Origin of the sequence: Tolypothrix sp. PCC 7712 (assembly GCF_025860405.1) — a bacterium.
GTDB classification, from domain to species: Bacteria; Cyanobacteriota; Cyanobacteriia; order Cyanobacteriales; family Nostocaceae; genus Aulosira; species Aulosira diplosiphon.
In genome coordinates this window covers 8097434-8123087 of record NZ_CP063785.1, presented here as the reverse complement: position 1 = coordinate 8123087, position 25654 = coordinate 8097434, and the positions used below count along the sequence as shown (strand labels likewise).

At 40.8% G+C, this 25654-nt stretch carries 12 protein-coding genes; 8 read left to right on the top strand and 4 right to left on the bottom strand.

The window, feature by feature from the left end; genetic code table 11:
• Positions 1-37: 37 nt before the first annotated feature.
• From HGR01_RS32980 to HGR01_RS32965, 4 genes are all read right to left on the bottom strand, one after another.
• A complete protein-coding gene (locus tag HGR01_RS32980; RefSeq protein WP_052335060.1) occupies positions 38-1063 on the bottom strand; it encodes a tetratricopeptide repeat protein in 1026 nt (341 codons plus the stop codon).
• 516 nt (positions 1064-1579) lie between these two features.
• The gene (locus HGR01_RS32975; RefSeq protein WP_045868071.1) at positions 1580-2047 is read right to left on the bottom strand and encodes a tetratricopeptide repeat protein; all 468 of its coding nucleotides are present in this window, start codon (positions 2045-2047) and stop codon (positions 1580-1582) included.
• A 5-nt stretch (positions 2048-2052) separates the two neighbouring features.
• Positions 2053-2985, bottom strand: coding sequence for a homogentisate phytyltransferase (locus HGR01_RS32970; protein WP_045868072.1), 933 nt, complete (start codon positions 2983-2985; stop codon positions 2053-2055).
• Positions 2986-3229: 244 nt separating this feature from the next.
• A complete protein-coding gene (locus tag HGR01_RS32965) occupies positions 3230-4072 on the bottom strand; it encodes a methyltransferase domain-containing protein (RefSeq protein ID WP_045868073.1) in 843 nt (280 codons plus the stop codon).
• A gap of 237 nt (positions 4073-4309) precedes the next feature.
• Here HGR01_RS32965 and HGR01_RS32960 point away from each other — a divergent pair, with 237 nt between their 5' ends.
• The 8 genes from HGR01_RS32960 (at position 4310) to HGR01_RS32925 (ending at position 25445) form a co-directional block, all read left to right on the top strand.
• Entirely contained in the window at positions 4310-5644 is a 1335-nt protein-coding gene (locus HGR01_RS32960; protein WP_045868074.1) for a TrkH family potassium uptake protein, read from the top strand.
• A 247-nt stretch (positions 5645-5891) separates the two neighbouring features.
• Positions 5892-6587 carry a potassium channel family protein gene (locus HGR01_RS32955; protein WP_045868075.1) on the top strand — a complete coding sequence of 232 codons (696 nt, stop codon included), beginning with the start codon at positions 5892-5894 and terminating at the stop codon, positions 6585-6587.
• Between the two features lie 1591 nt (positions 6588-8178).
• Positions 8179-10806, top strand: coding sequence for a beta strand repeat-containing protein (locus HGR01_RS32950; protein WP_045868077.1), 2628 nt, complete (start codon positions 8179-8181; stop codon positions 10804-10806).
• Between the two features lie 159 nt (positions 10807-10965).
• Complete coding sequence (locus HGR01_RS32945) at positions 10966-11535, top strand: DUF11 domain-containing protein (protein ID WP_045868078.1); 570 nt, start codon at positions 10966-10968, stop codon at positions 11533-11535.
• Positions 11536-11726: 191 nt separating this feature from the next.
• Positions 11727-13265: an isopeptide-forming domain-containing fimbrial protein gene (locus tag HGR01_RS32940; RefSeq protein WP_263419965.1), complete on the top strand. Its 1539-nt coding sequence runs from the start codon at positions 11727-11729 to the stop codon at positions 13263-13265.
• Between the two features lie 50 nt (positions 13266-13315).
• Positions 13316-17563 carry a TonB-dependent receptor gene (locus tag HGR01_RS32935; RefSeq protein ID WP_264264484.1) on the top strand — a complete coding sequence of 1416 codons (4248 nt, stop codon included), beginning with the start codon at positions 13316-13318 and terminating at the stop codon, positions 17561-17563.
• 153 nt (positions 17564-17716) lie between these two features.
• On the top strand, positions 17717-21157 hold the full coding sequence (locus HGR01_RS32930) for a beta strand repeat-containing protein (RefSeq protein ID WP_052335061.1): 3441 nt from the start codon (positions 17717-17719) through the stop codon (positions 21155-21157).
• A 205-nt stretch (positions 21158-21362) separates the two neighbouring features.
• A complete protein-coding gene (locus tag HGR01_RS32925; RefSeq protein WP_045868079.1) occupies positions 21363-25445 on the top strand; it encodes a beta strand repeat-containing protein in 4083 nt (1360 codons plus the stop codon).
• Positions 25446-25654 lie beyond the last annotated feature (209 nt).

Sequence of the window (25654 nt, the reverse complement as noted above, 5' to 3'; positions counted from 1 at the left end):
CGAATTAGTACCAAAAATCTGATGTGCAAAATTGAAATCAATTAATTTGTGAGTTAATCTTTTGCAGCAATTGCTCAATACGCTCAACCATCTCCTGATTATGCTCAGATTGAAATAACTCTCTAGCTTTTTGCAGATTGGCAACCGCTTCATCTCGTTGGTCTTGTCTGCTGAGAGACACACCCAAATTATAATAAGCGAATGCAGAGTTCGGATCTAGACTTAGCGCCTTTTTGTACTGAGCGATCGCTTCTGGAATTTTGCCTTGATCAGACAGCGCATTTCCCAAAAGGCTATACCCAAAAGAATTTTGCGGCTTGAGGTTTATAGCTGCTGTATATTCCACCACAGCCTCTTCCAGCTTACCTTGATCTTGGAAAGCACTCCCTAAATAATAGTGCGCTGCTGCATATTGCGGATCGATTTTAAGCGCTTGTTGATATTGGGCGATCGCTTCTTGCGTTTTACCTTGATCGTACAAAGCATTTCCTAAAGCTGCATAACCTGCTGGGTTTTTCGGTTCCAAGCGAATAGTTTCTTGATAATGGGCTGATGCTGCTGCCAATTTTCCTTGATTATATAGAGCATTGCCTAGCCGATAATGAGCCTCAGCATCATCAGGCGCAAGCCGAATCGCTTGTTGATATTCTGCGATCGCTTCATCTAAACGCTCAAGCTTTGTCAAAGTCAAACCCAGATTTAAATAAGCTTCAGCATCGTTAGCATCAATACTAATAGCTGTTTTATAACTAGCGATCGCTTCTTTACTTTTACCGCGATCGTCGAGAACATTTCCTAACCCAATATAAGCTTTAGCATAGTTGGGTTCTAATTCAATCACTTTCCGAAAAGCGGTTTCTGCGCCTTGTAAATCTCCTTGAATATAGAGACTAATTGCCTTTTCTAAGCTAGCGATCGCGGCTTTATTCTTAATTGCTTTTGTTTGATATGAGTTCTGCCATTTTGCTAAACTCCTATCCAAATCCGTTGCTAATACAGCAGTCGTCTGAGTCAAACATAAGCCTATAATTACCGCAGGCAGCAGAGTTCTGATATTTAACATTTTTACTACTTTACCTACATTCTAGTTCAGCTTATCCTGTGTATCTCACAAACAATTTTTACCGTAAAAACTTTATATAAATTTAATTTTGTATATTTTGTATATTTTTAACTAAATATTGATTTTTATATTTTTAATTAGATGTTTTTAGCATCTTAATCAATTGAAAAAATAATTTGATGAATACATGATTATCAGCGTACAAATGTGCGCCTATAAAGATAATTGATGTATACCAAATATTATTAAACTGGTACGATTTCCTACCCTAAGAAAAATTGCTGCACGTATATATATTGTATGTATGAAAAATAGATTAGTCTGATGGGTTATACCCCCTATAAATAGATAATAATAGGGGCACAAAATTTTGTGCCCCTAACGATGTACTTCATTTACCTGAAATACGCTGTAAATTAAACCGAAAAATTACTTAGCTTACTTCTCACGCCACGCAAGCATTACGAATTACGTAGCGCTTTGCGCTTCCCGAAGGGTATTACAAATTAGTAATTACTACTTAGATTTAGCATTCATTTTTTCTAAAACCTGGGCAACTTTCTCAGCCTTTTCTGGTTGACGTTGTTTCCGCAATAAATCTTGTGCTATTTGCAAATTAGCCTTAGCTGCTTCTCGCTGTTCTTGCTGCATTAACACATTTGCTAGACGCAAGTAAGCTTGGGGATTTTTCGGACTGCGAAGAATCACGTCTTCAAACCATTCTTTTGATTCTGCAATTTTACCTTGCTGATTTAAAGTATCTCCTAACAGCAAGCGCACCATATCATTAGTGGTATTACGAGCAATTACCTGGCGAAAAGCAGCTTCTGCGCCTTGATAGTCTTGCTGCTGATAAAGATTGACACCTTTTTGAAATAAATTCGAGGTAATCAAAGTTTTGACAGCAAAATAAATTAGTAGAGCAATGCTAGAAGCTACTAAAACAACGGCAAAAATATCAATGGTATGAAAATTATTGAGCATTTTTTTTAAGCCAAAAGACAGGCGATCGGAAAAATCAAATATTCGATGAAAAACAGCTTCCAGATAAATTGGTAGAATTGAGCGATCGCACTTTTTTCTTGCAAGTCTACTCCCAAACTCCGCACCCACAGAACACACAGCACTACTAGGTGGGTAATTACCAAAAACAGGATGTTAACCGAGGCTAAACGCAACACACCCACTAAAATCATCCCCACATAACAGATAGTGAGTACCCCTAGCGCCAGATTAAACACAGCTTGCGGCCCTAAGTGAATAGTCAAAGTTCTGATATTGTACAAGCGATCGCCTTCCATATCGGGCACATCTTTAAAAATTGCGATCGCAAATGTAAACACCAAAATAAATACTGTTAGCACCCAGACTGTAGCGGGAATAGATGTATTCTTTTGTGCTAACCAACTAAAGTGCAAAAATAGCCCTAAATTAACAATCGTTCCCCGCACCGAAAAAATACAGAAAGCTGCCCAAAACGGAAACCGCTTCAAGCGAATTGGTGGTAAAGAATAAGCAGTACCAATCGCCAAACTAATAGCCACCATACCAAATAGAAATGGCCCAGATAATGCAGCAATGACTAGCGCCAAAACACCAGTAATCGCCACAATTATCTGTCCCTGTTTTTTAGAAAAATCCCCTGATGCTAGTGGTAAATGCGGCTTATTAATCTTATCAATCTCAATATCTTCTAGTTGATTCAGCCCCACAATATAAACATTGCCGCACAAACAAGCAAACCAAGTTGCTAAAACAGCAGAAAAAGCATAATTGCTATTTCCCACAGCCACAGCAATTAAATACAAAGCCAACACACTCAAACTCGTACCAATAATTGTGTGTGGACGAGAAAATTGCCAAAAAGCATCAAGCCAACGACCCCAAACACCAAAAGGCTTTTGCCCAGAATACTGATTCATAAATAATTTTTCGATGCCAAATCTTCAATATAGAATCTTGGGTGAACAAAGAACTAGTACCGCAACGCGGAAATCAATCTCCCTAATCTCCCTAATCCCCCTCATCCCCCTCATCTACCTCATCTCCCAATCCCCATTACCCCTTATCCCCAAAGGGGGCCCCGAGTTCCCCAATCCCCAGTCCCCATTACCCCTTATCCCCAGAGGGGGCCCCGAGTTCCCCAATCCCCCATTCCCCATTCCCTCACTTATCCCCGCACAATAACCCAAACCGAATCAAACCACTCTGATAGCCTCGACTCATCAAACCTAGAGATAGCGCCCCGACAATCGTAGTCCAACCCGCAGTTAATAAACCCCAAATTGCTTTAGGTGTAAATGCTGAATCAATCACAAAATCCCAAAACGGGGCTACAGCTTTTGACCAATCAGCCGTGCGAACATTTTTTAAGGAAATTTGATTAGCGATCGCAGCATACTCTGGCAGTGAAATTACGTAGGGTAAACAATACACTCTGTAAATATCATGTAAGTGCTTGCGTTCATCATCGGTCAGTGGTGCATTATCAATTGGGCGATGACACCAAGTCACCATAATCAACTTTCCACCAGGTTTCAGCACTCGGTAGCACTCTTGTAGAAACTTGATTTTATTGGGCATATGTTCGCCACTTTCCAAAGACCAAACCAAGTCAAAGCTATTGTCAGCAAAAGGCATTTCTTGAGCATCTGCGACCAAAAATTGACTTCTATCGCTCAAATTCAACTTTTGGGCACGTTCTGTAGCCCTATTCGCCTGTACTGGACTGAGAGTTATTCCTGTCGCCTTAGCATGAAACTTTTCTGCCAGGTATAGCGAACTCCCACCAATACCACAGCCTACATCCAAAATATTCTCTGCTGTTTCTACTTCTGCCCAATGGAGTAATTCCTCAATTAAATCAATTTGCGCCTGACGACGGTCTTTTTTCTCAGTACCGTCTGGCCCGTAATAGCCGTGATGCATATGTTCGCCCCAAATCTCTTCCCAAAGACCAGAAGATGCATCGTAAAACTGCTGAATTTGTTGGTACAGTGTTGTGCTCATGAAGAAAGCAGTGTTATGACAAAGCAGAACTGAAATAAACCTACTCGTAGGCTACCATGTGTGTTTTTAATTAAAGAAGGGTATTTTTGGTTCCGAAGAGGGAAAAGCCTATTTATACCTCTGGGTATAAATAATTAATTGGACTGTGAACGGCTGTAAAATATTGGAATTGATTACAGTCAGCCCCCAGCATTCTCAGTAATTGAGAATTTTTTGATTTGGAATTTTAAATTATTTATGACTGTTGCCCGAACAATTTGCTTAGGATTTTTGGCGGTCATTACTGTAGGTACTCTCCTACTGATGATGCCTTTTTCCACTGCTAGTGGTAATTGGAACGATCCAATTGTGGCGCTGTTCACCTCCACATCCGCAGTTTGTGTAACTGGTTTATCGGTAGTTGATCCTGGGACTTATTTTTCCTTTTGGGGCCAATTCTTTATTTTGCTATTGGTTCAGATTGGTGGTTTGGGCTACATGACAACCACCACCTTTCTAATTTTGCTGATTGGGCGCAAGTTTGACTTAAGAGACAAAATTGCAATTCAACAAGCTTTAGATCGACCAGGGATGAGTGGTAGTAACCAAGTCATTCGCTCTATTATTGCCACTACCTTAATTTTTGAACTCACTGGTGTCTTCTTACTAATACCAGCATTTGTCCCCACTTATGGTTTGGATCAAGGGCTATGGTTAGCAATTTTTCATAGCATTAACTCTTGGAATAATGCAGGTTTTAGCCTATTTAAAGATAACTTAATTGGCTATCAGACATCGGCTCTAGTAGTATTCACCGTTTCCGGCTTAATTATCTTTGGTGGGATTGGTTACCAGGTAATTTTGGAAATGTACTTTTGGTTACGCGATCGCCTACAACAAAAAACACAAAAACAAATTTTCTCACTAGATTTTAAAGTTGCTACCAGCACAACTTGCATACTTTTGTTTATTGGGACTATTGCATTTTTAGCTATTGAAGCCAGAAATCCCCAAACCTTTGGAGGTATGAATTTACCTGACAAATTGTTGTCAGCTTGGTTTCAATCAGTAACGCCAAGAACTGCTGGCTTTAACACCATCGATATCGGCAAGATGACCACTGCTGGTTTATTTATCACAATTGCACTGATGTTTATTGGTGCTAGCCCTGGTGGTACAGGTGGCGGTATCAAAACTACAACTTTAAGAGTTCTCACCAGTTGCACGCAATCAATTCTCCAAGGCAAAGAAGAAGTTTTATTATATGAACGTAAGGTAGCAATATCTTTAATTCTTAAAGCTGTTGGTGTGTTAGTTGGATCTGTAGCTACTGTAATTTTATCGACCGTTTTAATTTCCCTCACAGATCCCAAGTTAGATTTCATTCAAATTTTGTTTGAAGTAGTATCTGCGTTTGCAACAGTCGGGCTTTCCACAGGGATTACTGCAACTGTTTCCACCGCCGCCAAACTAGTCTTAATTGCCACAATGTATATTGGAAGAGTTGGTGTATTGCTCCTCATGTCTGCTATCCTTGGAGACCCACGTCCTACCAGAATTCACTACCCTGAAGAAAATCTATTAGTGGGATAGTTGAAGTTAATAGATAGGCAAAAAGTCAACTCCAGTTGCTACTGCACAACCTGCTACAATTTACACTACCAATTAAAAATCAATGTTTAAATCTGTGACAAATTAAATTTATCTTTGAGGAACAAAAACATTATTAAGTAGGCATCTTGTTTTTCCTCATAAAACAACTTCAAAATATACTGACTTACTTCAGCCCGTATAGATTTTTCGCCATTAACAAAGGGTGTACTAATAAAGGATAGTAATTGTGAATCTTTCAGCCTTAAATTTTTTTCGCAGTTTACGTAAAGACAATCACCAATTTGCAGTCATTGGTTTAGGTCGCTTTGGTCGCTCTGTATCCTCTACATTGCATAGATTAGGTTATGAAGTATTGGCAACAGATATTGATGAAAAGCGAGTATCTGAAGCACTCACAGAACGTATCGTTGGTCATGCATTACAGCTAGATTCTACAGAACCAGCAGCACTTAAAGAAGCCGGCATTTTTGAATTTGATACTGTCATCGTAGCCATCGGTAATTATATTCAAGAAAGTATCATCACTACCTTAAATGTCAAAGAAGGGGGCGTACCTCATGTAGTAGCCAAAGCCTCTAGCGAAGTTCACCAAAAGCTGTTAAAACGAGTGGGAGCAGATCATGTAGTATTCCCAGAATACGAAGCAGGTTGCGCCCTTGCACGTACACTTACTAAACCATCAATTCTAGAACGTTTTGACCTCGATCCAGATAACAGTATTGTCGAATTGATTGTACCCGACGAATTTCATGCCAAAACCATCACAGAGTTACAATTACGTAACCGCTACGGCTTAAATTTAATTGCAGTCAGTCAGGATGGTAAATTTATCATTAATCCAGAACCCACCAAACGTTTAGAGCGCGGTTCTGCGATGGTAGTAATTGGTCACAACAAAGATATCAATCGCTTGCCAATTTGAGTAAACTATCAAATATTTCAGCACGCTGAACTTTAATCGTCACTTTCAAACATTAATGTATTGAAAAGCAATGATCAAATTATTTACACATAAGAATTTAACTTATTTTCTATTACAAACTTCATCGCCAAATAGTAATTTAAAACATTACTAACTGGTCAATTAGTAATGTACCAGGTAAGCAATTCTTACGAATGCTGATTGCTCTACAATATGTTATCTCTAGTTAAAGAGCTTGATTGAAATTGTTGTAGAGAATCTAATGCTTAACATTACGCAGAAACCACAGGCTAGAATGTAATCTAGAAAATTCTCCGAAAATTGCACAAGTTAAAAAAACAATATACCTTATATTCCTTCTTGCAGAAGTCGGGAAAAGGAGAAGGGGAAAGATTTTGTACATTCCCTTTTTCCTTTGTCTACCTTTTGTAAAAATCACTTTTGCAAAAGGTATACTATTCACTTTTGGATACTTTGTGAGTTCTCCGAAAGAGTACCCTATGAGTATATTTGCTTTATTTACACCCTGATGCACTAGCGCCAAGTGGTTTCCCCAAATTGAGCAAACAGTCGATTGGGGTTGCTCTCGTTGTAGCAAGTGGACTGGAAACCATCTGCTTACCAGTCATTGCTCCACCTGTTCCCTTTCTACATGAGTAATTTCAGCAATCAAAGCCGTTCCTATAGCTGATTTCCATCAGCCTCAGATTTTCCTCATTTTTCAGGTCTAAGTTAATAGATAGCAAAATAACCTGTAAACCTATACACGCTAATTCCTTAAATCGGTTACACAAATATGTATTAGATATGAATTTTTTAGTATTGAATACAGATTTAATGAGAAATAAACCCGAATTAGAGCTATTTAGCTGAATTAATCTTTACTTTACCTAATTTATTTCTCAAAATCCCTACTTTCAAGCTTAATAGTCAGTTGTTAATGCCATAAAACTTACTTTTTCGTTCTTAAACTAAATGATAGAAGCTAATGTTTTTGTAGATAAAATTTTGATTTATACCATAAAGATCAGATAAATTTAAAATATTTAGATGTTTTTCACATTATTGTTACAATTGCTGAATAACCACCCATTTATTGGCATTACAGATATATAAACTAACAGTGTATGCATCATTAAATTGCCAATAATTAGATTTTATATACGCTTATACACGTCAATAAATTAATTTAAATATCTTATTTTTCTTTGAATAAATAAAAATAAGAATCTATCAAGAATTTTACAGATTAAAAGTAATAATTCCTTATTTATACGGAAGTTTTTTTTCAATAAAACAAGCTAGATTTTTATTTACCCAATGAGTTAAACAGCACGAACAAAGAAGAAGTCTTTCTGATGCAAATAAGTCTTGGTTATCAAGAATTAATACTGCTAAAGTTAGAAAAGATGTCTTTAAACCTCTACTGGAAAAGTTTTTGAGTTCAATTATTCATTGAACTGAGCAAATGAGCTTCCTAAGACTGTAAAGTTTTAGGCTAATTTAACTTGGCAATTGCCAGATGAATGGCTAAAAAAAATCCTGCTTGTTTTAGCAGGACAGATTTCGATTGAATATATACACCTCTATCATGCCAAAAACTAAGAGATTTATCAAACAGCCTTCAAAGTTCTACCGTTCTTTGGTAGCAACAGTATTATTGGCTAACGGCATTTTCCAGTTTGTTACACCTGTATTAGCTGAAGGGACAACTGCTGGTCAATCAATCAGCAACACAGCAACCGCAACTTACGAAGATCCCAACAATCCAGGGACGACTATTAATGCAACCTCTAACACTGTAACTGTGACAGTTGCAGAAGTTGCAGGTATTACCTTAGCACCTAAGGGCGTACCAGAAGATCAGACTCCTGCTGATCCTGTTAAGGTCGGTGATTTAATTATCTACACATACGAAGTCAAGAACGTAGGTAACGACCCCACCAGATTCCGGATTCCTAACTTAGCAACCACAACTGGGCCTGGTACAGTTTCCGGCACACTACCTGGTAGTACCACTAGTGGCGAATTGCAATACAGTACTGATGGTGGTACAACCTGGCTCAACTTCAATGCTGCTGAAGTCGTCACACCTTCAGTTCCAGTTAACGGTACTGTATTAGTACGTGTACCAGTTACCGTCCAAGCTGGTGCAAATACAGGTGACCTGATTACAGTTACCTTAGGTAACACACCTGGTAATGCTCAGAACGTAGAACGCATAGGACCTAATATTAACGGTGGTGACGTTTACACCGTAGATAACCCAGATGGTACTGGCGCTCCTGAAATCAATGGCGCACCAGTCAATGGTACTCGTGAAGCTAGCGACATCCAAGAAATTCAAGTTGGTGCTGTTCAGAAGAATCTAGCCTTAGCAACATTATTGAAAACTCGTGGTGCTTACGTAGATAATGATGCAACCCCTGGAACACCAACACCTGCCGATCTCTCAGATGATAGTGTTACCTACAATTTGAGTGTCAGGGTAGAAGGCAATGATGTTACCGGTTTAGGTATTACTCCAAATCCGTTAGCAGGTACTACAGGTATTAGTGTAGATGGCAATACCAGCAAAAATTACATCTTAATTTCTGATGATATTCCTACAGGTACAGTCTTAAAAGCAGCGCCAACAGCGCCTGCAGGTTGGACAGCAGTTTACAGCACTACAGCTATTGGTTCAACTAAAGCTAACGATGGTACTTCAGTACTATGGAAAACCTTCCAAGCAGGCGGTACTTTACAAGGTGCTGATACTTTAGCATCTGTAACACGTGTGGGTTTTGTCAAAGAGACTTTAGTCGCTGCTGATAATATTCCTGTAAATACAACTTTGACAGGCTTCTCAATTAAATTAGGTGTTGTTGGTACACCAGCAACTTTATCTATCAACAACATCGCGCAAGTATTTGGTCAAACGCCTAATGGTGGTTTACCTGTTTATGATGAATCTGGTGACCAAAATCCCAGTAACTACGATGGGCCTGTAGGTGGTATGACACCTCCTGCTGGTACAGATCTCAATAATGATGGTCTACCTGATAGCCCAACAGCAGTGAATAATACCGTTACTAATGGTGTTGCTGACCCGACTACACAAGGTGTTGACGCAAGTAATGACAACACTGGTGCTGGCCCTGGCGGTGAAGTTAATACCTTCCAAATTCAAGCTGCTACAGCTGCATCTGTACTGAATGGGCCTTTAAATGCACCTGGCGCAACCGGGCCAGATGGTACAACTGCAACTGACTTTACCAACAAATCTTCTTTAATTCCTGCCAATACATTACCAGGTAGTAAAATTGACCCGTCACCAGTAGGTTTCACTAACACATTACAGAACACTGGTACAGGAACAGGTAACATCACGCTTACACCGATCACACCAACCAATCCTTTAGACTTACCTAGTGGTACAACAGCAACTATTACCTTTGGTAGTAATTCTGCTGTTTATACCTATACTCAAGGTTCTGGTTTCGCCCTGACTAGTGGTACAGCGATTACAATCTCCAACGTTGCACCAGGTACACCTACTAGCTATGGTTTAGAAGTTAATTTACCAACCGGTACCAAGCTGTCAACTGATACTTTGACAGATTATGCAAATGATGTAGAATTTGGTTACCCTGTACCAATTCAAGCCACTATTACTGTTGGTGCAAATACATCCACTAACGTTACTATTGACCGGGTATATACTGGCTTCCTCAAATTAGTTAAAGTTTCACGAATCTTACAAGGAAACGGGCCAGCAGTAGGTACAGGTCAGGATGACTTTGAAAGTACACCGAAGTACACAAATCCCAACACAAACGTAGATATCGATCCTAATCCCACCGTTACTGATGTACCCAGAAATCCTGCACCTGGAAATATTATTGAATATCAGATTCGATACACAAATATTTCCAATGTCCAAGCTGGTGCTGGTAATGTGGTCTTGAATGCAGGCAATGTCGTAATTACTGAAGATGGTACAGCATCTCCCAATAATTGGGCAGTAGACAATGATGGCAACGGTATCATTGATACTAGTAACATAACTAATCCACAGGCTGCAGATTCTACGAGTGGAACAATCCAATTTTTCCCATCTGGTAACCAAACTGGAAGTACTCAAGCCACAGATGTTACTAAGTATGTAGACACCGCTAACGGTAATGTTATCCCGCAAGAGCAAAGAACATTTACCTTCCAACGTCGGGTTAACTAGAACCCCTCACCCCCTTTAGAGAAGAGGGGTTAACAAGTCCGTAGTCATGACTACGGACTTAAAAAATTAATGACATAGACCACTAGAACAATTTTCTAGCACCAGTAGGGAAAAATAAATCACTTATCAACATCTGAAAATATTCTGAGGTTTATTGACATGAAGCATGTTTCTATTGCAGGTATGGGAGCGATCGCTTTAATTGCGACAATTCCCTTTGTGAACCAAATACCAGGAGTAGCAAGCATTTGGCAATCGGGAAGTGCGATCGCACAAAATAGCAAATATCAAGGTCAAGTGCAGTTGCGCCTGGATGCAGAAAAGCAAGTAATCGAAAAGGATCAGCAGGGTAAACAAACCAAAAAATGGCAACCTTTAAAAGGGCAAGCTGTAGTTCAACCAGGAGATGTACTGCGCTACACCTTGAGTAGCGAAAATAAAAACGCTAATCCAATTAAGAACCTCACTCTCAATCAACCCATTCCCAAAGGAATGGTTTATGTGCTGAAATCTGCAACTGTGGATGCTAATAAAGAAGCCAAAATTACTTACAGCATTGATGATGGACGCAGCTTTGTAGAAAATCCCACTGTTAAAGTTACTCTACCCAATGGCAAAGTAGAAACTCAAGCTGCACCAGCCACTGCTTATACTCATATCCGTTTAAAACTACCATCCGTAGGTGCAAAGTCAATAGTCAAAGCATCTTATCAAGTGCAAGTACGTTGACAAAAAGGATGAGGGACTAGTACCGCTACCTTGGAAGTCAAAAGTCATTAATTATTTCTTCCTCATCTTCCTCATCCCTCATCCCTCATCCCTCATCCCCAGTCCCCAATTCCCATTCCCTAGTCCCCAGCCCATAGTCCCCATTCCTCAATTAAATTCACAGTCTTGGTATTTCATAGGAGAAATGTTAAGTGCTATTTCCCCAAATCCAAAAGCATTTCACTCCTAATAGTAGATTGTTGCAGAAATTAACTGCAACACTTCTTGTTAGCAATATCTTGCATGGTTCTTTACCAGTAAGAGCACAAGAAGCTGAAAACCAAACTGTGCGTCCAGCATTTATTAATCAAGCTCAATATACTTATACAGATACAGCTACTAATGACAAATATGAAGCAACTTCTTCTCAGATCAACCTTGGCTCTGATAAATTAGTTGACCCATTAGGCAGAATTTTAGGCTGTAGTGGGGAATTATTACCTGATTACACTGGATTTTCTATTGCTGTCTATGAACTCAATCCCAACGATCCAACAGGAACAGAATTAGGGCAATTATTACCACTAACGCGAACAGAATTTCCTGATATTGCTGACAATCAGATACCTGGTGGATTAAAACCAAATACTGAAAATAGTAATCCCTACTTTCTGACTAATAGCGAACCAAGAGGTACTTATAACTTTTTATTAGATCCAAATCAAGGACAAACAAATACAGGTAGCACTTATATTTTAGTCATCAATCCACCTGCAAATTCAATTTACCAACAACGACGTATCAAGATTCAAATTGTGGAAAACAATGGGGATGACAATAACAGCATCATTAAATATGTTGCTACTTCCCTGGATGGTCAACCAATTACCACTACAGGTGGTACTAATTTTACAGACACAGTAGCCCTTGTCCCAAATGCAGAAACCGTAGGACTTGATTTATTAGCATTTCGATTCACCACAGGGATGTGTCAACCCAATCAAGTACAGATTATCAAAACAAGCGATCGCGCTACTGCTGAACCTGGGGATACAGTTATTTACCGCCTGACAATCAAGAATTTATCAGATGCTGGTTTAAATAATCTGGTAATTACCGATAACTTACCGCTAGGATTTAAATTTTTACCACAATCAATCCGTGGTGAAATAGACTCTCAACCAGTCGCCATCACTTCAAAAACCAATGGCAACATTATTACATTAAGCGCAGATGTTACTGCTAGCGTCGGAAAAACACTGAATATTGTTTATGCGGTGCAACTTACCACTGATGCAGTGCGCGGGACGGGTCGCAACAGTGCAATTGTGAATGCACAAAGAACTGATAACGGTTTCAGTACTAAGGATGGGCCAGCCACTTACCAATTAAAAATTCGTCCCGGAATTGTTTCGGATTGTGGGACAATCATCGGTCGTGTGTTTGTTGACAAAAACTTTGACGGTGAACAACAACCTGGTGAGCGAGGAATCCCTAATGCTGTGATTTTCTTGGAGGATGGTAACCGTATCACTACAGACCCCAATGGACTGTTCTCCGTAGCTAATGTTTTACCAGGAAACCATACAGGTGTATTAGACCTTAGCAGCGTCAATGGTTACACTCTAGCTCCTAATGAGAAATTCCGCGAACGTAATAGTCAATCTCGCTTAGTGCGTTTAGAACCTGGTGGGCTAGTACGTATGAATTTCGCCGTCACCCCAGCCTTCCCGGAGCAAATTAAGAAATGAAACCCAGACTCCACCATACAACTACTTTCAACCTCAGCTTGATCGGGGCTATGGCAGGAGCCTTGAGTATAATTTTGTACCCAGTTGTTGCTCATGGGGAAACTACTGATAATTCACAGCTTGCGGTTGAGGTTAATGACAACTTCAATTCTGCTTTACAGGCGGAGAAGGTTGAACAAATTACAGTCAGTTCAGAAGAACCAGAGAGCAAGGTTCCTGATACAATAATCGATGTAAATTCAGCTGATATTTTTGCGAAAAATCAACAGCAACTTACAACAGCTAGCTTGATTGAGAGTTCATCTATCAATTTTGATTCTTCAACATTTGATACCGAATTTAGCGATCAATACGACACAATAGCTACAACTGAAATTGAGAAAGAAATACAGCCTTCTTCACTAATACAACCCTTTCAACCAACAGTTGAGACCACATTACCCAGAGGCTTATCTAAAATTGCTGCTGATGTTTCTAGTAGTACTACGTCAGCAACAACAGAAATCCCAACCTTTCAACCAACAGTTGAGACCACATTACCCAGAGGCTTATCTAAAATTGCTGCTGATGTTTCTAGTAGTACTACGTCAGCAACAACAGAAATCCCAACCTTTCAACCAACAGTTGAGACCACATTACCCAGAGGCTTATCTAAAATTGCTGCTGATGTTTCTAGTAGTACTACGGCAGCAATAACAGAAATCCCAACCTTTCAACCAGCAGTTGAGACCACATTACCTAGAGGCTTATCTAAAATTGCGGCTGATGCTTCTAGTGATAGTACGGTAGCAACAACAGAAATCCCAACCTTTCAACCAGCAGTTGAGACCACATTACCTAGAGGTTTATCTAAAATTACTGCTGATGCTTTTAGTGATAGTACGGTAGCAACAACAGAAATCCCAACCTTTCAACCAACAGTTGAGACCACATTACCTAGAGGCTTATCTAAAATTGCAGAGGGAATCAAAGAGAGTATAGATTCTAATTCGCCATCTCCTAATACTTCCCCCATTTCCACAGGAGTGAAAATCCTAACCCCAACAGCTGACAGTGTTTTAGATGCTCCAGCAACTACGGTGAGTGTACAATTTCCGGCTGGGAGTCAAGTGGAACTGCGGGTAAATGGAACGCTGGTAGATTCTTCTTTAGTTGGACGAACAGAAAGTGATAGTACTACTAACCTAGTAACGCAGACATGGTATGGAGTCTCGTTACAATCAGGAAAAAACACTATTTCTGCACAAATCTTAGGTAGTACAGAACCGCCAGCGACAGTGCAAGTAGTAATTAGAGGCACGCCAAAACAACTCACATTAGAAACAGTAGAATCTCGGATTCCTGCTGATGGACGTACAACAGCCACAGTAAAGGGTCAATTAATCGATGAAAATGGCAATCGCTCTAATCAAGATGCTGTCATCACTTTAATACCTACGGCTGGGGATTTTGTTGGTCAAGATTTCAAGCCTGACCAACCTGGATTTCAAGTGGAGGCGAAGGGAGGACAATTTACAGCTACGCTGCGTTCTAATCTGAAAGCCCAAACTGTCAGAATTCTGGCCAAGGTGAATGATCTAGAAGCCTTTACCCAACTGCAATTTGAAACAGCGTTACGTCCTAGTCTGCTTACTGGTGTAGTCGATTTGCGTTTAGGTGCTAGAGGTACAGATTATTATGGCAGTTTTCGTGATTTTCTCCGTCCAGACAGAGATAACAGAACTCAATTAGATTTCCACTCCGCAATATTTGCCACTGGTGCGATTGGTGATTGGTTATTTACTGGTGCTTACAACAGTTCTCGCAACCTCAACGAGGACTGCAACTGTGATAACCGTCTATTTCGTAGTAACCAATTCAGCGAGCAAAACTATCCTGTCTATGGGGATAGTTCCACATCTACCGTTGTCACGCCTTCCATTGACAGCGTGTATGTACGTTTCGAGCATTCATCTGGTATCCCAGGGACTACTCCCGATTATTTTATGTGGGGTGACTACAATACAGAGGAATTTGCTCGAGCATCGCAGCAGTATACCGCCACTACCCGTCAACTACACGGTTTTAAAGCCAACTACAACCTAGGAAATCTTCAATTTACAGCATTCTATGGCAATAACCTCCAAGGTTTCCAACGAGATGCGATCGCTCCTGATGGGACTAGTGGTTATTATTTTCTGTCTCGCCGCATCTTAGTTCCTGGTAGTGAAAATGTATTTTTGGAGTTAGAAGAACTCAACCGTCCGGGGACAGTACTACAACGTAAACAACTAGACCGAGGTTCAGACTACGAAATTGATTACGATCGCGGAACTCTATTATTCCGCGAACCAATTCTCCGCACTGATGTTGATCAAGATGGACAAGTTTTAGTCCGGCGGATTATTGTCAGCTATCAATATGACACTCAAGATTCTAATAGTGATATTTATGCAGGTCGCTTACAATACAACTTCTCTCGCGCTGTCAATCAGGAAAGTTGGTTAGCTGCAACCTACGTCAGAGAAAACCAAGGGGTGCGCGGCTTTGAATTATATGGCGCTGATGCCATGATTGCTTTAGGTGGTAACAGCAAGTTAATAGCAGAATATGCTCATTCCACCAATAATTCTGATGTTATGGGTAAGGTTAGTGGTGAAGCTTACCGCTTAGAAGCTGAAGGACAAATTTTTAAAGGTATCCAAGGTCGTGCCTATTATCGTTATGCTGGGACGGGTTTTGCCAATAATGCCACCATCAGCTTTGTCCCGGGTCAAACTCGTTATGGCGCACAATTAACAGGTCAAGTTTCTGCAACTACCAATATCCGACTGCAATATGACCACGAAGATAATTTTGGCATTGCACCTCAACCCCTAGATACATTTGAAGAACTGTTTTCACCACGTTCTCAAGCTGTTCCTGGTAGTCAAGTAAATAATTCCCTAACGACAATTTCCGCTGGAATTCAACAACGTTTTGGTAGCACCACTGTTGATTTAGATTGGATTCATCGCAACCGGGAAGATCGGATTCCTGCAAATGCGCTCAGTAGTAATTCCGATCAATTGCGATCGCGTTTGACAGTTCCCTTAGCGAGTAACCTGACTTTCCAAGCACAAAATGAACTGACTTTATCTTCAACCAAGGATACTGTTTACCCAGACCGGACTATTTTTGGACTCAACTGGGCTGTCATCCCTGGTATTAATATCAGTCTTGCCCAACAGTTTTACAGTAGCGGTCAATTGTCCGGTAATTCTATTACTAGCCTCAGTGTGAATGGCGAACACAAGCTTGGTACTGATACCACCTTGACTGGTCGTTACTCAATTTTGGGTGGTGCTAATGAAATCACTACCCAAGGAGCCATAGGTTTGAATAACCGTTGGTCTATTGCGCCTGGTTTGCGGTTAAATCTGGCTTACGAACATGTATTTGGCAGCTTCTTCCAAAAGACTGGGGCGGGTCAGCAATTTAGCCAACCTTTTGCTTCTGGTCAAAGTGCTTCTGCTATTGGGTTTAATGGTGGTGATAGCTACAGTGTTGGGCTGGAATACTCTGATAATCCTCAATTTCAAGCCAGCGCCCGTTATGAGTATCGTAGTTCCGCCGGTGGTTCCAATACTGTAATTTCAGCGGCTGCAACTGGTAAGATTTCTCCGTCGCTGACAGCTTTAGTACGTTATCAACAGGCAAACTCTTCTAATCAAAAACTTACAGGATTAGGAGATACAGTCAACCTGAAGGTGGGTTTAGCCTACCGTGACCCCCGTAGCGATAAATTTAACGCTTTGTTGCGTTATGAATACCGTCAAAATCCCGCAACTATCCCGGACACTATTTTGTTAGGTAGTGGTACAGGTTCCGAAGATCATACTTTTGCTTTAGAGGCTATCTATGCTCCCAATTGGCAATGGGAATTTTATGGCAAATATGCTTTACGTAATAGTACCTCTTACCTAGCCAGTGATTTAGTTGGTACTACTACAGTCAACCTGGCCCAATTCCGCGCTACTTATCGCTTAGGGTACAGCATGGATTTGGTTGGTGAAGCCCGTGTGATTAATCAATCTACCTATACAGAAACAGGCTTTGTCATCGAAGCTGGCTATTATCTCAGCCCTAATTTGCGGCTTGCTGCTGGATATGTTTTTGGCCGAGTTGATGATCGAGATTTTTCTGGTACTCGCTCTGCAGGAGGGCCATATTTAGGTATCACACTGAAGCTCAACGAATTATTTGATGGTTTTGGGCAGCAAAAAGTTACCCCATTCCAAGAAAAAGAATCTCAAGTACCAGGAAAGTTAAGAATATGACGAAATATATACGTATTTTTTTAAGTAATTTAACCTTAAAATCAAACAACTCACACACCATAAAAGCAAATAAAAAAAGAAAATTAGGAGGGTGAAACAAGTTACGCACCAAATTGCTCTAGATATCAAATTTTACATTGATGAGGGCAAGAAATGTTAAATATAATCTTACTTGCAGCAGCAATTATTATAGTCACCGTAGTGATGATTTTACACAATCAAATAAGTACTAAATTATACCGAAATTTTATAATTGGCTTTCTAAGCCTCATCCTATTTATCAGTCCGCTCAATTATCACAACGACATCGTTCTCGCTGCGGGAAATGACCCTTGTGCCACACCCGGAAAAGATGGTTTTGGCACCATCAACGGTATTGTCAATTCCTATTTCGCTGCTAATTCTGGAACCGTCAATAGTGGCGCAACTTCGATTACCGTAGGAACCAAATTGCCTACTTCAGCCCCCAATATTGCAGTTGGGGATTTGCTGATGATTATTCAGATGCAAGATGCTGACATTGACTCCAGCAACACAGCTAGCTACGGAAATGGTACTAGCGGAGATGTGCCAGCCTATAGTAGTCCTGAGCCAACACCGCCTACAGTGGCTACTGATACTCCCCCTTCTACAGGAGCCAGTGGCTTTACAGTAATTAATAATGCCGGACATTATGAATTTATTACAGTTACTAGTGTGTCGGGGTCAACAATTGGGATTAAGGGGACTGGAGCTAGTAAAGGACTGAACTATACATATCGCTCCGCTTCAGCCACGAGTACAGCAGGTAGACGTAGTTACCAGATTATTCGAGTACCTCAATACTCTAGCGTTACCTTGAATACGGGCGTGACTGCTTTACCTTGGGATGGAACTGTTGGTGGAGTTTTTGCTATAGATGTAGCAGGCAAAATGACTTTGGGTGGTGGTACTATTGTCGATCTGCGGGGTAAAGGGTTTCGTCCCGGAGCAGGTCGTCAATTAACAGGAGGAAGCGGTGGTGCGAATACAGACTATCGCTCTATCAGTACAAATGGTTTTAATGGTTCCAAGGGAGAAGGTATCGCTGGTACACCTAAATTCGTACTTGACTACTTGAACCCCAGTACCATTAGTGCAACCAATGGTAACCCACCGACGGCACCAACAACAATCACCAATACTGACGAAGGATATCCCAATGGTAGCTATGGACGAGGTGCGCCTGGCAATGCAGGCGGAGGTAGCACAGATGGCAGACCCTCAAATAACGACGAAAACAGTGGTGGGGGTGGTGGTGCCAATGGTGGAGATGGCGGTCGTGGGGGACGAGCTTGGAATAGTCAAGTACCATCGGGCGGTTTTGGAGGTAAGGCATTTACCACAGCACTAATTAATAATGGTGAACGCCTATTTATGGGCGGAGGTGGTGGCGCAGGTACAACCAATAATGCCACAACTTCTGTTAGTAGAACCCTTGGTACGACCTATACTGGTGACCCAACCTATGCGAATGGTGCAGATTTTAATGGTAGTAATACAACATCAGGTACTGGTATCTACAGCAGTGGTGGTGCAGGAGGGGGCGTTGCCTTAGTTCGGGCTGATACTATTGCTGGCAGTGGTACCTTTGATGTTCGAGGTGTACAAGGTTTAAGCATCGGAAATGACGGAGCTGGCGGTGGCGGTGCGGGAGGAACTGTCTATGCTGTTGCCTATGATGTCAAAAGTACAGGTACAACAGGTATTAGTAATCTCAGCGTTAATGCTGCTGGTGGTGATGGCGGTTGGTCAACTTTTAGAGAAGCTCATGGCCCTGGTGGCGGTGGTGGTGGTGGCGTTGTCATTAGTACGAGTGCCGCAGCAACTGTCACTAGCCTTGCGGGAGGAGCAGGTGGTCAAACTGGATTATTAGGTAATGCCAATCCGCGTAACTTTTATGCAGAAGGCGGCACTGGTTTAGTAGCCCCAATTTCTGCGAACGATAGCCCAGGAATTAAAAGTGGTGCTCAGTGCTTACCGAAATTAACCGTAACTAAAACCACCAGCACTCCCACAATCACTAAACCGGGAACGGGTGCAATGACAGCGACTTATACCATCACAGTATCTAACGCTGCTCTCACATCCTCAGCTACTAATGTGGTGATTTCCGATTTGCTGCCTACAGGTTTCACCTATGCTTCGACTACTTCAGTGACTATGAGCAGTGGTGCAACTCGGCCTACAAGCACTAATCCAACTGCAGCAGCAACCAATCCCAGTTGGGGGACGTTTAAGATTCCGGAAGCTGAGTCTGTCACCATTGTTTTTAAAGTTGATATTCCTAACGCTACTGCCTTAGGAACTTATCAAAACCCAGCAACAGCCACCTATGACGATCCAACTCGGACTACAGCAGGTGGAACTACAACTGCTAGTTATAATTCTGCCTCGAGTACGGGAGAAGATGTAACGATTATTGGGATAGATTATGGCGATGCACCGGATACTACTAGTGGTACAGGTGCAGGCGACTATCAAACAACTTTAGCGAATGGAGGAGCCAGTCATAACATTGTTAGTACTCTCAAAATGGGGGCAAATATTGATGCTGATGATGGCACATTGCAAAATGCTAATGCCAATGCTGATGATACAACGGGTACACCTGATGATGAAGATGGTGTGACTTTACCTGCTATTAACACCAGCACCACATCTTACACTGCTACAGTCAACGTTACTAATACGGCGGCGGCGGCTTATTTAGTTGGTTGGATTGACTTTAACAAAGATGGTGTGTTTGCAGCTAGTGAAGGTGTGGCTTATGATTCCAATACAGGTTTAGCAGGTATCCAACCGATCGCAGTTAGTGCTACAGCCCAAAACATCAATATTCAGTGGACAGGGATTACGGGATTAACTGTGGGTGATACTTATGCTCGTTTCCGCTTGAGTGATAGCGCCACTCTCACAACCTCTACTCCCAATACTGCGATCGCCAATGGTGAAGTTGAGGACTATAAAATTAGCATTGGTGCTGTGCCAAATCTTAGCCTAGTTAAACGAATTACGGCGATTAATGGCACAAATATTACCACTGCCTTTGTTAATGATTCCACCGTCAATGATGACGCAACTGGCTGGCCAACTAATAAAGATAAATATTTGCGTGGAGCGATCGCCTGCAATACTGGTAATGCTTGTAACTCAGTCTCTGGAGTATTACCAGGAGATAACCTAGAATACACAATTTACTTTCTTTCCAGTGGTACAGATAACCTCAAGAATGTGAAAATCTGCGATCGCATTCCTACTAATACCACTTTCCAAGCAAATACTTACGCCTCTGGCAATGGCATTCTTTTTGGTTGGGATAATACAGCACTGGCTGATCCTAGTACTTCAACAGGAACAGGTAAAGTACAACTCACCAACACTGCAGATAGCGATCGCGGTCAATTCTATAGTGCGGGCACATCATTACCCAATCCTCCTTGTGGTGCAGCTACCAATACGAATGGTGGAGTTGTAGTAGATTTGGGTGCCAGCACTATCGTTCCCAAAGCCACAGCAGCTGGGACACCTTTTGCTTCCTACGGTTTCGTCCGCTTTAACGTGAAAGTCAATTAATCCACTGCCAATCAAACTTATGTTATTTACTTACTCAGTAATAAGCCCAAAATCCTTGCTTTTGCCTCTAAGTGCGATATAAATAACGTGTTATTATTGCACTCTTTTTCTCATACTCAGGGTTTATACGGAGAAATACCAGATATGAGTTAACCCTTCTGCCCATTAGGGGGAGTTACTTTACAGCCAAAACTAGATAATCGCTATGTCAACCTCCTTTCTTCGAGCATCGACTCGCTTATTTTTAACCACTGCCATAATTTGTGGCAGTTTCTTACCTTTACTCAAAACGGTTTTGGCTGATTCGACTCCTCCGGGGACTACTATCGACAATAGCGCCACGGGCAGTTTTGAAGGAGAGACATCAGGCACTACTAATACCGTGACTTCTAACACTGTCAGCGTCACTGTTTTAGAAGTGGCAGGAATTACGATTAATTCAAGTAGTGTGCCAACAGAAGCCCCTAGTAATGTGACTAATGCGGGCACATATCAAGGAATTGCGGGAATTAATACAGGTGATGTGGTCTATTTTGACTTCACCATTACTAATACTGGTAATGATCCGACGCAATTTTTTATTCCTGGTACAGCAACAATTGCAGGTGGGACATTAGAAGGTATTCAGATTATTGCTGTTGATCCTGATGGTACAGGTGCGGCTTCACAGGCAACAGTTGCCGTCAATGTTCCCAGTACCGGGGATAATACAATCAATTTGTTAGGTACGACTAATGGTTATATCCCTGTAAATGGCACAGTCAAAGTGCGAGTAGCTGTCAAAGTTACAGAAACAGTGGTGAATAATTCTATTACTGTAACTTTAGGAAATACACCTGTTCCTCCCAATCCCAGCAGCCAAAACCAACCTTATACAGCCAATGGCAATCTTGATGTTTATACAGTAGATTTGCCCAATGGGACAACGATTCCTAGTAGCTATGCCAGCATTCCTACAGTTAGTCAAGTTGCAGAAGCTAGCGGTAATCCTGCTAATGGCGATTCTACCAATCATCGCCAAGAAGCAAGCGCAAATCAATCTATTGCATTAGCAGCTACACCAAATACTTCTGGTTATAAATCAGTACAATTAACCACCGACAATGATAGTACCAATAGCGTTACTTCTGGTGACAAACTTACCTGGAGAGTTACCTATGCTAATACTGGTTCGGTAGATATTAGCAACTTCCAAATTACAGATGCTTTACCAGCAGGAGTAACACTATCCACAGCATTAGCTGCTGCGAATATTACTGTCAATGCTACACAAGCAACAGCACCATCTGCTAATACTAGTTATAACGGTACAGGTAATAATAATCTCTTTGCTGCTGGCGTAACATTCAAAGCAGGTGGAGTGATTACAATTGATATTCCTGTGAATGTGAATGCAGCATTACCTAATGGCACAATTCTCAGCAATCAACCTACTGGTAATGGCTCAAATTTACCGACAGTGGGCGTAAAAACAGACAATATTGACAATACTACGACAGGGTTACCTACAGGAGTTACGCCGTTAACTAACAGTATTCTGCAAACTCAAAATTCTAGTATTGATCCCACAACTGTAATTGTGGGAACTCCTACTGTAGTTGGTTATAAATCAGTTAAATTAACAACCGATCAAGGTGCAACAGGTCTTGACCCTGGAGACACTGTAACATGGACAGTAATTTATAAAAATACCGGAACAGTTGATGTTCCTAATTTTCAAATTACTGATACATTACCATCAGGGGTAACTAAATCAGGAACACCTACTGTTGTAACTGCAAGTGGTGGGGGGCAAACTTCTCCGACAATTAATAGTAGTTATGACGGTGTTAGTAATACTAACCTCTTTACTTCTGGAATTACATTAAAAGCAGGAGGAACAATAGTTGTTAATATTCCTGTAACGATTAATAGCGGAGTATCAGGTACAAAATCCAACCAAGCTACAGGCAAAGGTAATAACTTAACAACCGCAGGCATCAATACAGATAACGTTGATAGCGACACAGGAATAACAGAAGTTCCTGCAGCTAGTATTAAGCAAACTCAAACAGGAACAATTGACCCCACTGTTATTAATATTCCTGCTACTACACCAACGCCAAATTTATCAGGTTATAAATCTGTAAAACTGACAAATGATTTAGATAGTAGTAGTAGCATTACTACAGGAGATACAGTTACATGGACGGTTACTTACATCAATACAGGTACAGTTGATGTAAGTAACTTCCAAATTACTGATATATTGCCATCAGGATTAACAAAATCAGGCAGCATTAATATTACGACTAATAATACTCAAGGTACAGCACCAACTGCCAATAGTAGTTATGATGGCACTGGCAATAATGGTCTTTTACAAACCCCAATTACTTTCAAAGCTGGGGGTATTATTACAGTTACAATTCCTGTAACTATTAACGCTGGAGCATCTGGTACAAAATCGAATCAAGCAACAGCTAATGGTGGGAATATCTCAGCCACCAATACAGATAATGTTGATAGCACTACTACCGGATTACCTACAGGTGTAACCATACCTAGTGGTAGCGTTACGCAAACACAAAATCCTAGCATTGATCCAACTACATTTACAATTATTGCGCCTCAAGTATCAGGTTCCAAATCTGTGAAATTAACCACAGATGCAGATACAAGTAATAGTGTTACGCCTGGAGATACAGTCACATGGACAATTATTTATAAAAACTCGGGAACAGCGAGTGCTTCCAATTTTCAAATAGCAGATGCTTTACCAACTGGAGTTACAAAAACCGGAACACCAACTGTCAGCGTCAGTGGTGTAGGGCAAACAACGCCCACCGTTGATACTAACTACAATGGTAACGGCAATAATAATCTTTTCAGTACTACAGTGCCTTTAGTCGCTGGGGGTGTAATAGCTGTTAAAATTCCTGTGACAGTTAATGCTAATCAAGTAGGAGATAAAGTTAACCAAGCTGTAGGTACAGGCACAGGCATCACCGCAGTTAATACAGATAATGTAGATAGTACCTCCACATTACCTAGTGATGTATCCGCTCAAATTGAAACAGGCAGTATAGCACAAACTCAGCTAGCATCTGTTGACGCTACTAAAATCAGTATTCCCGAAGTTCAAGGATTTAAATCTGTCAAATTAACTAATGATGTAGATACTAATAATGTAGTTACTGCTAATGATGAATTAACCTGGACAATTGTTTATAAAAATACTAGTAACGTACCAATTAGTAATTTCCAAATTACAGATTTTTTAGATACTAATGTGACTAGAACTGGGGCAAATCCGATTTCTGTAAACGTGAAAATTGCTGGAGTTAGTCAAACAGCACCTACTATTAATTCTGCTTACACAGGTTCCAATCCTAATGCGAATTTAATTGATGCCTCTACTCCCTATACATTACCTGCTAATGCTGTTATTACTATCAATGTTCCTGTAAAAATTATCAGTGCTACTCCGGCAAATACAGTTTTAAGTAATCAAAGTATAGCCACTGCTAGTAACTTGCCTAGTATTGGTATCAAAACAGATAACGTTGATAGTAACCCTAGCACTACTTTACCAGCAGATGTCACTATACCCAGCGATAGTATTGATCAAACAGAAAATGGCGGAACAATTGACCCAACTACTGTAACTACAGTTGTTCCCCCTGTAAGTGGTGTTCCGAATTTACTGTTGGTGAAAAGAATTACCGCGATTAATGGTTTGAATATCACAGGGTTTGTAGACGATACAACTAGTTCTCAAGCTAGTGATGATGATAATGCTAACTGGCCTACTCCCAAGAATACCTACTTACCGGGAGCAATCAATCTCAGCAATATTAAACCAGGCGATCAGCTAGAGTATACAATTTATTATCTTTCTACTGGTACTCAAGATGCGACAAATGTCACAATTTGCGATTTAATTCCTAGTAATACTACCTTTTTGGGAACAGCATTTAATGGACTGACTGCTGATACAGGTGGTTTACCACAAGCAGATATGGGGATAGCATTTGCCAATAGCAACACTAGTTTACCTACTGTGCCAACAGTTTACATGACTAATGTTGCTGATGGCGATCGCGGTTTCTTTTATGCGCCAGGGACTACACCTCCAAGCATTTGTAAAAAACCCGTTAGTTTTACTACGATGACAGCCGCAGATAACACTAATGGTTTAGTAATGGTTAATGTAGTGACAAGTCCTACAACCTTACCCAAAGCGACTGGATCTGGGAGTCCGACTAATTCTTATGGATATATAAGGTTCAAAGTTAAGGTGAATTGATCAGCTGTTACTCATTTAAATTGTATATCTCGCGCTCATTGGTCAAGGGTCAAGAGTCTTTGACTTTGGACTCTTGACTTTTGACAGACCTAACACCAGAATATTTGATTTAAGCACGTATCAACGTAAGTTTTGAGGTAATAGGATAAATATATAAAATAAGGGCACAAAGTTTGTGTCCCTACAGAATATAAATTAATACGCTTGGG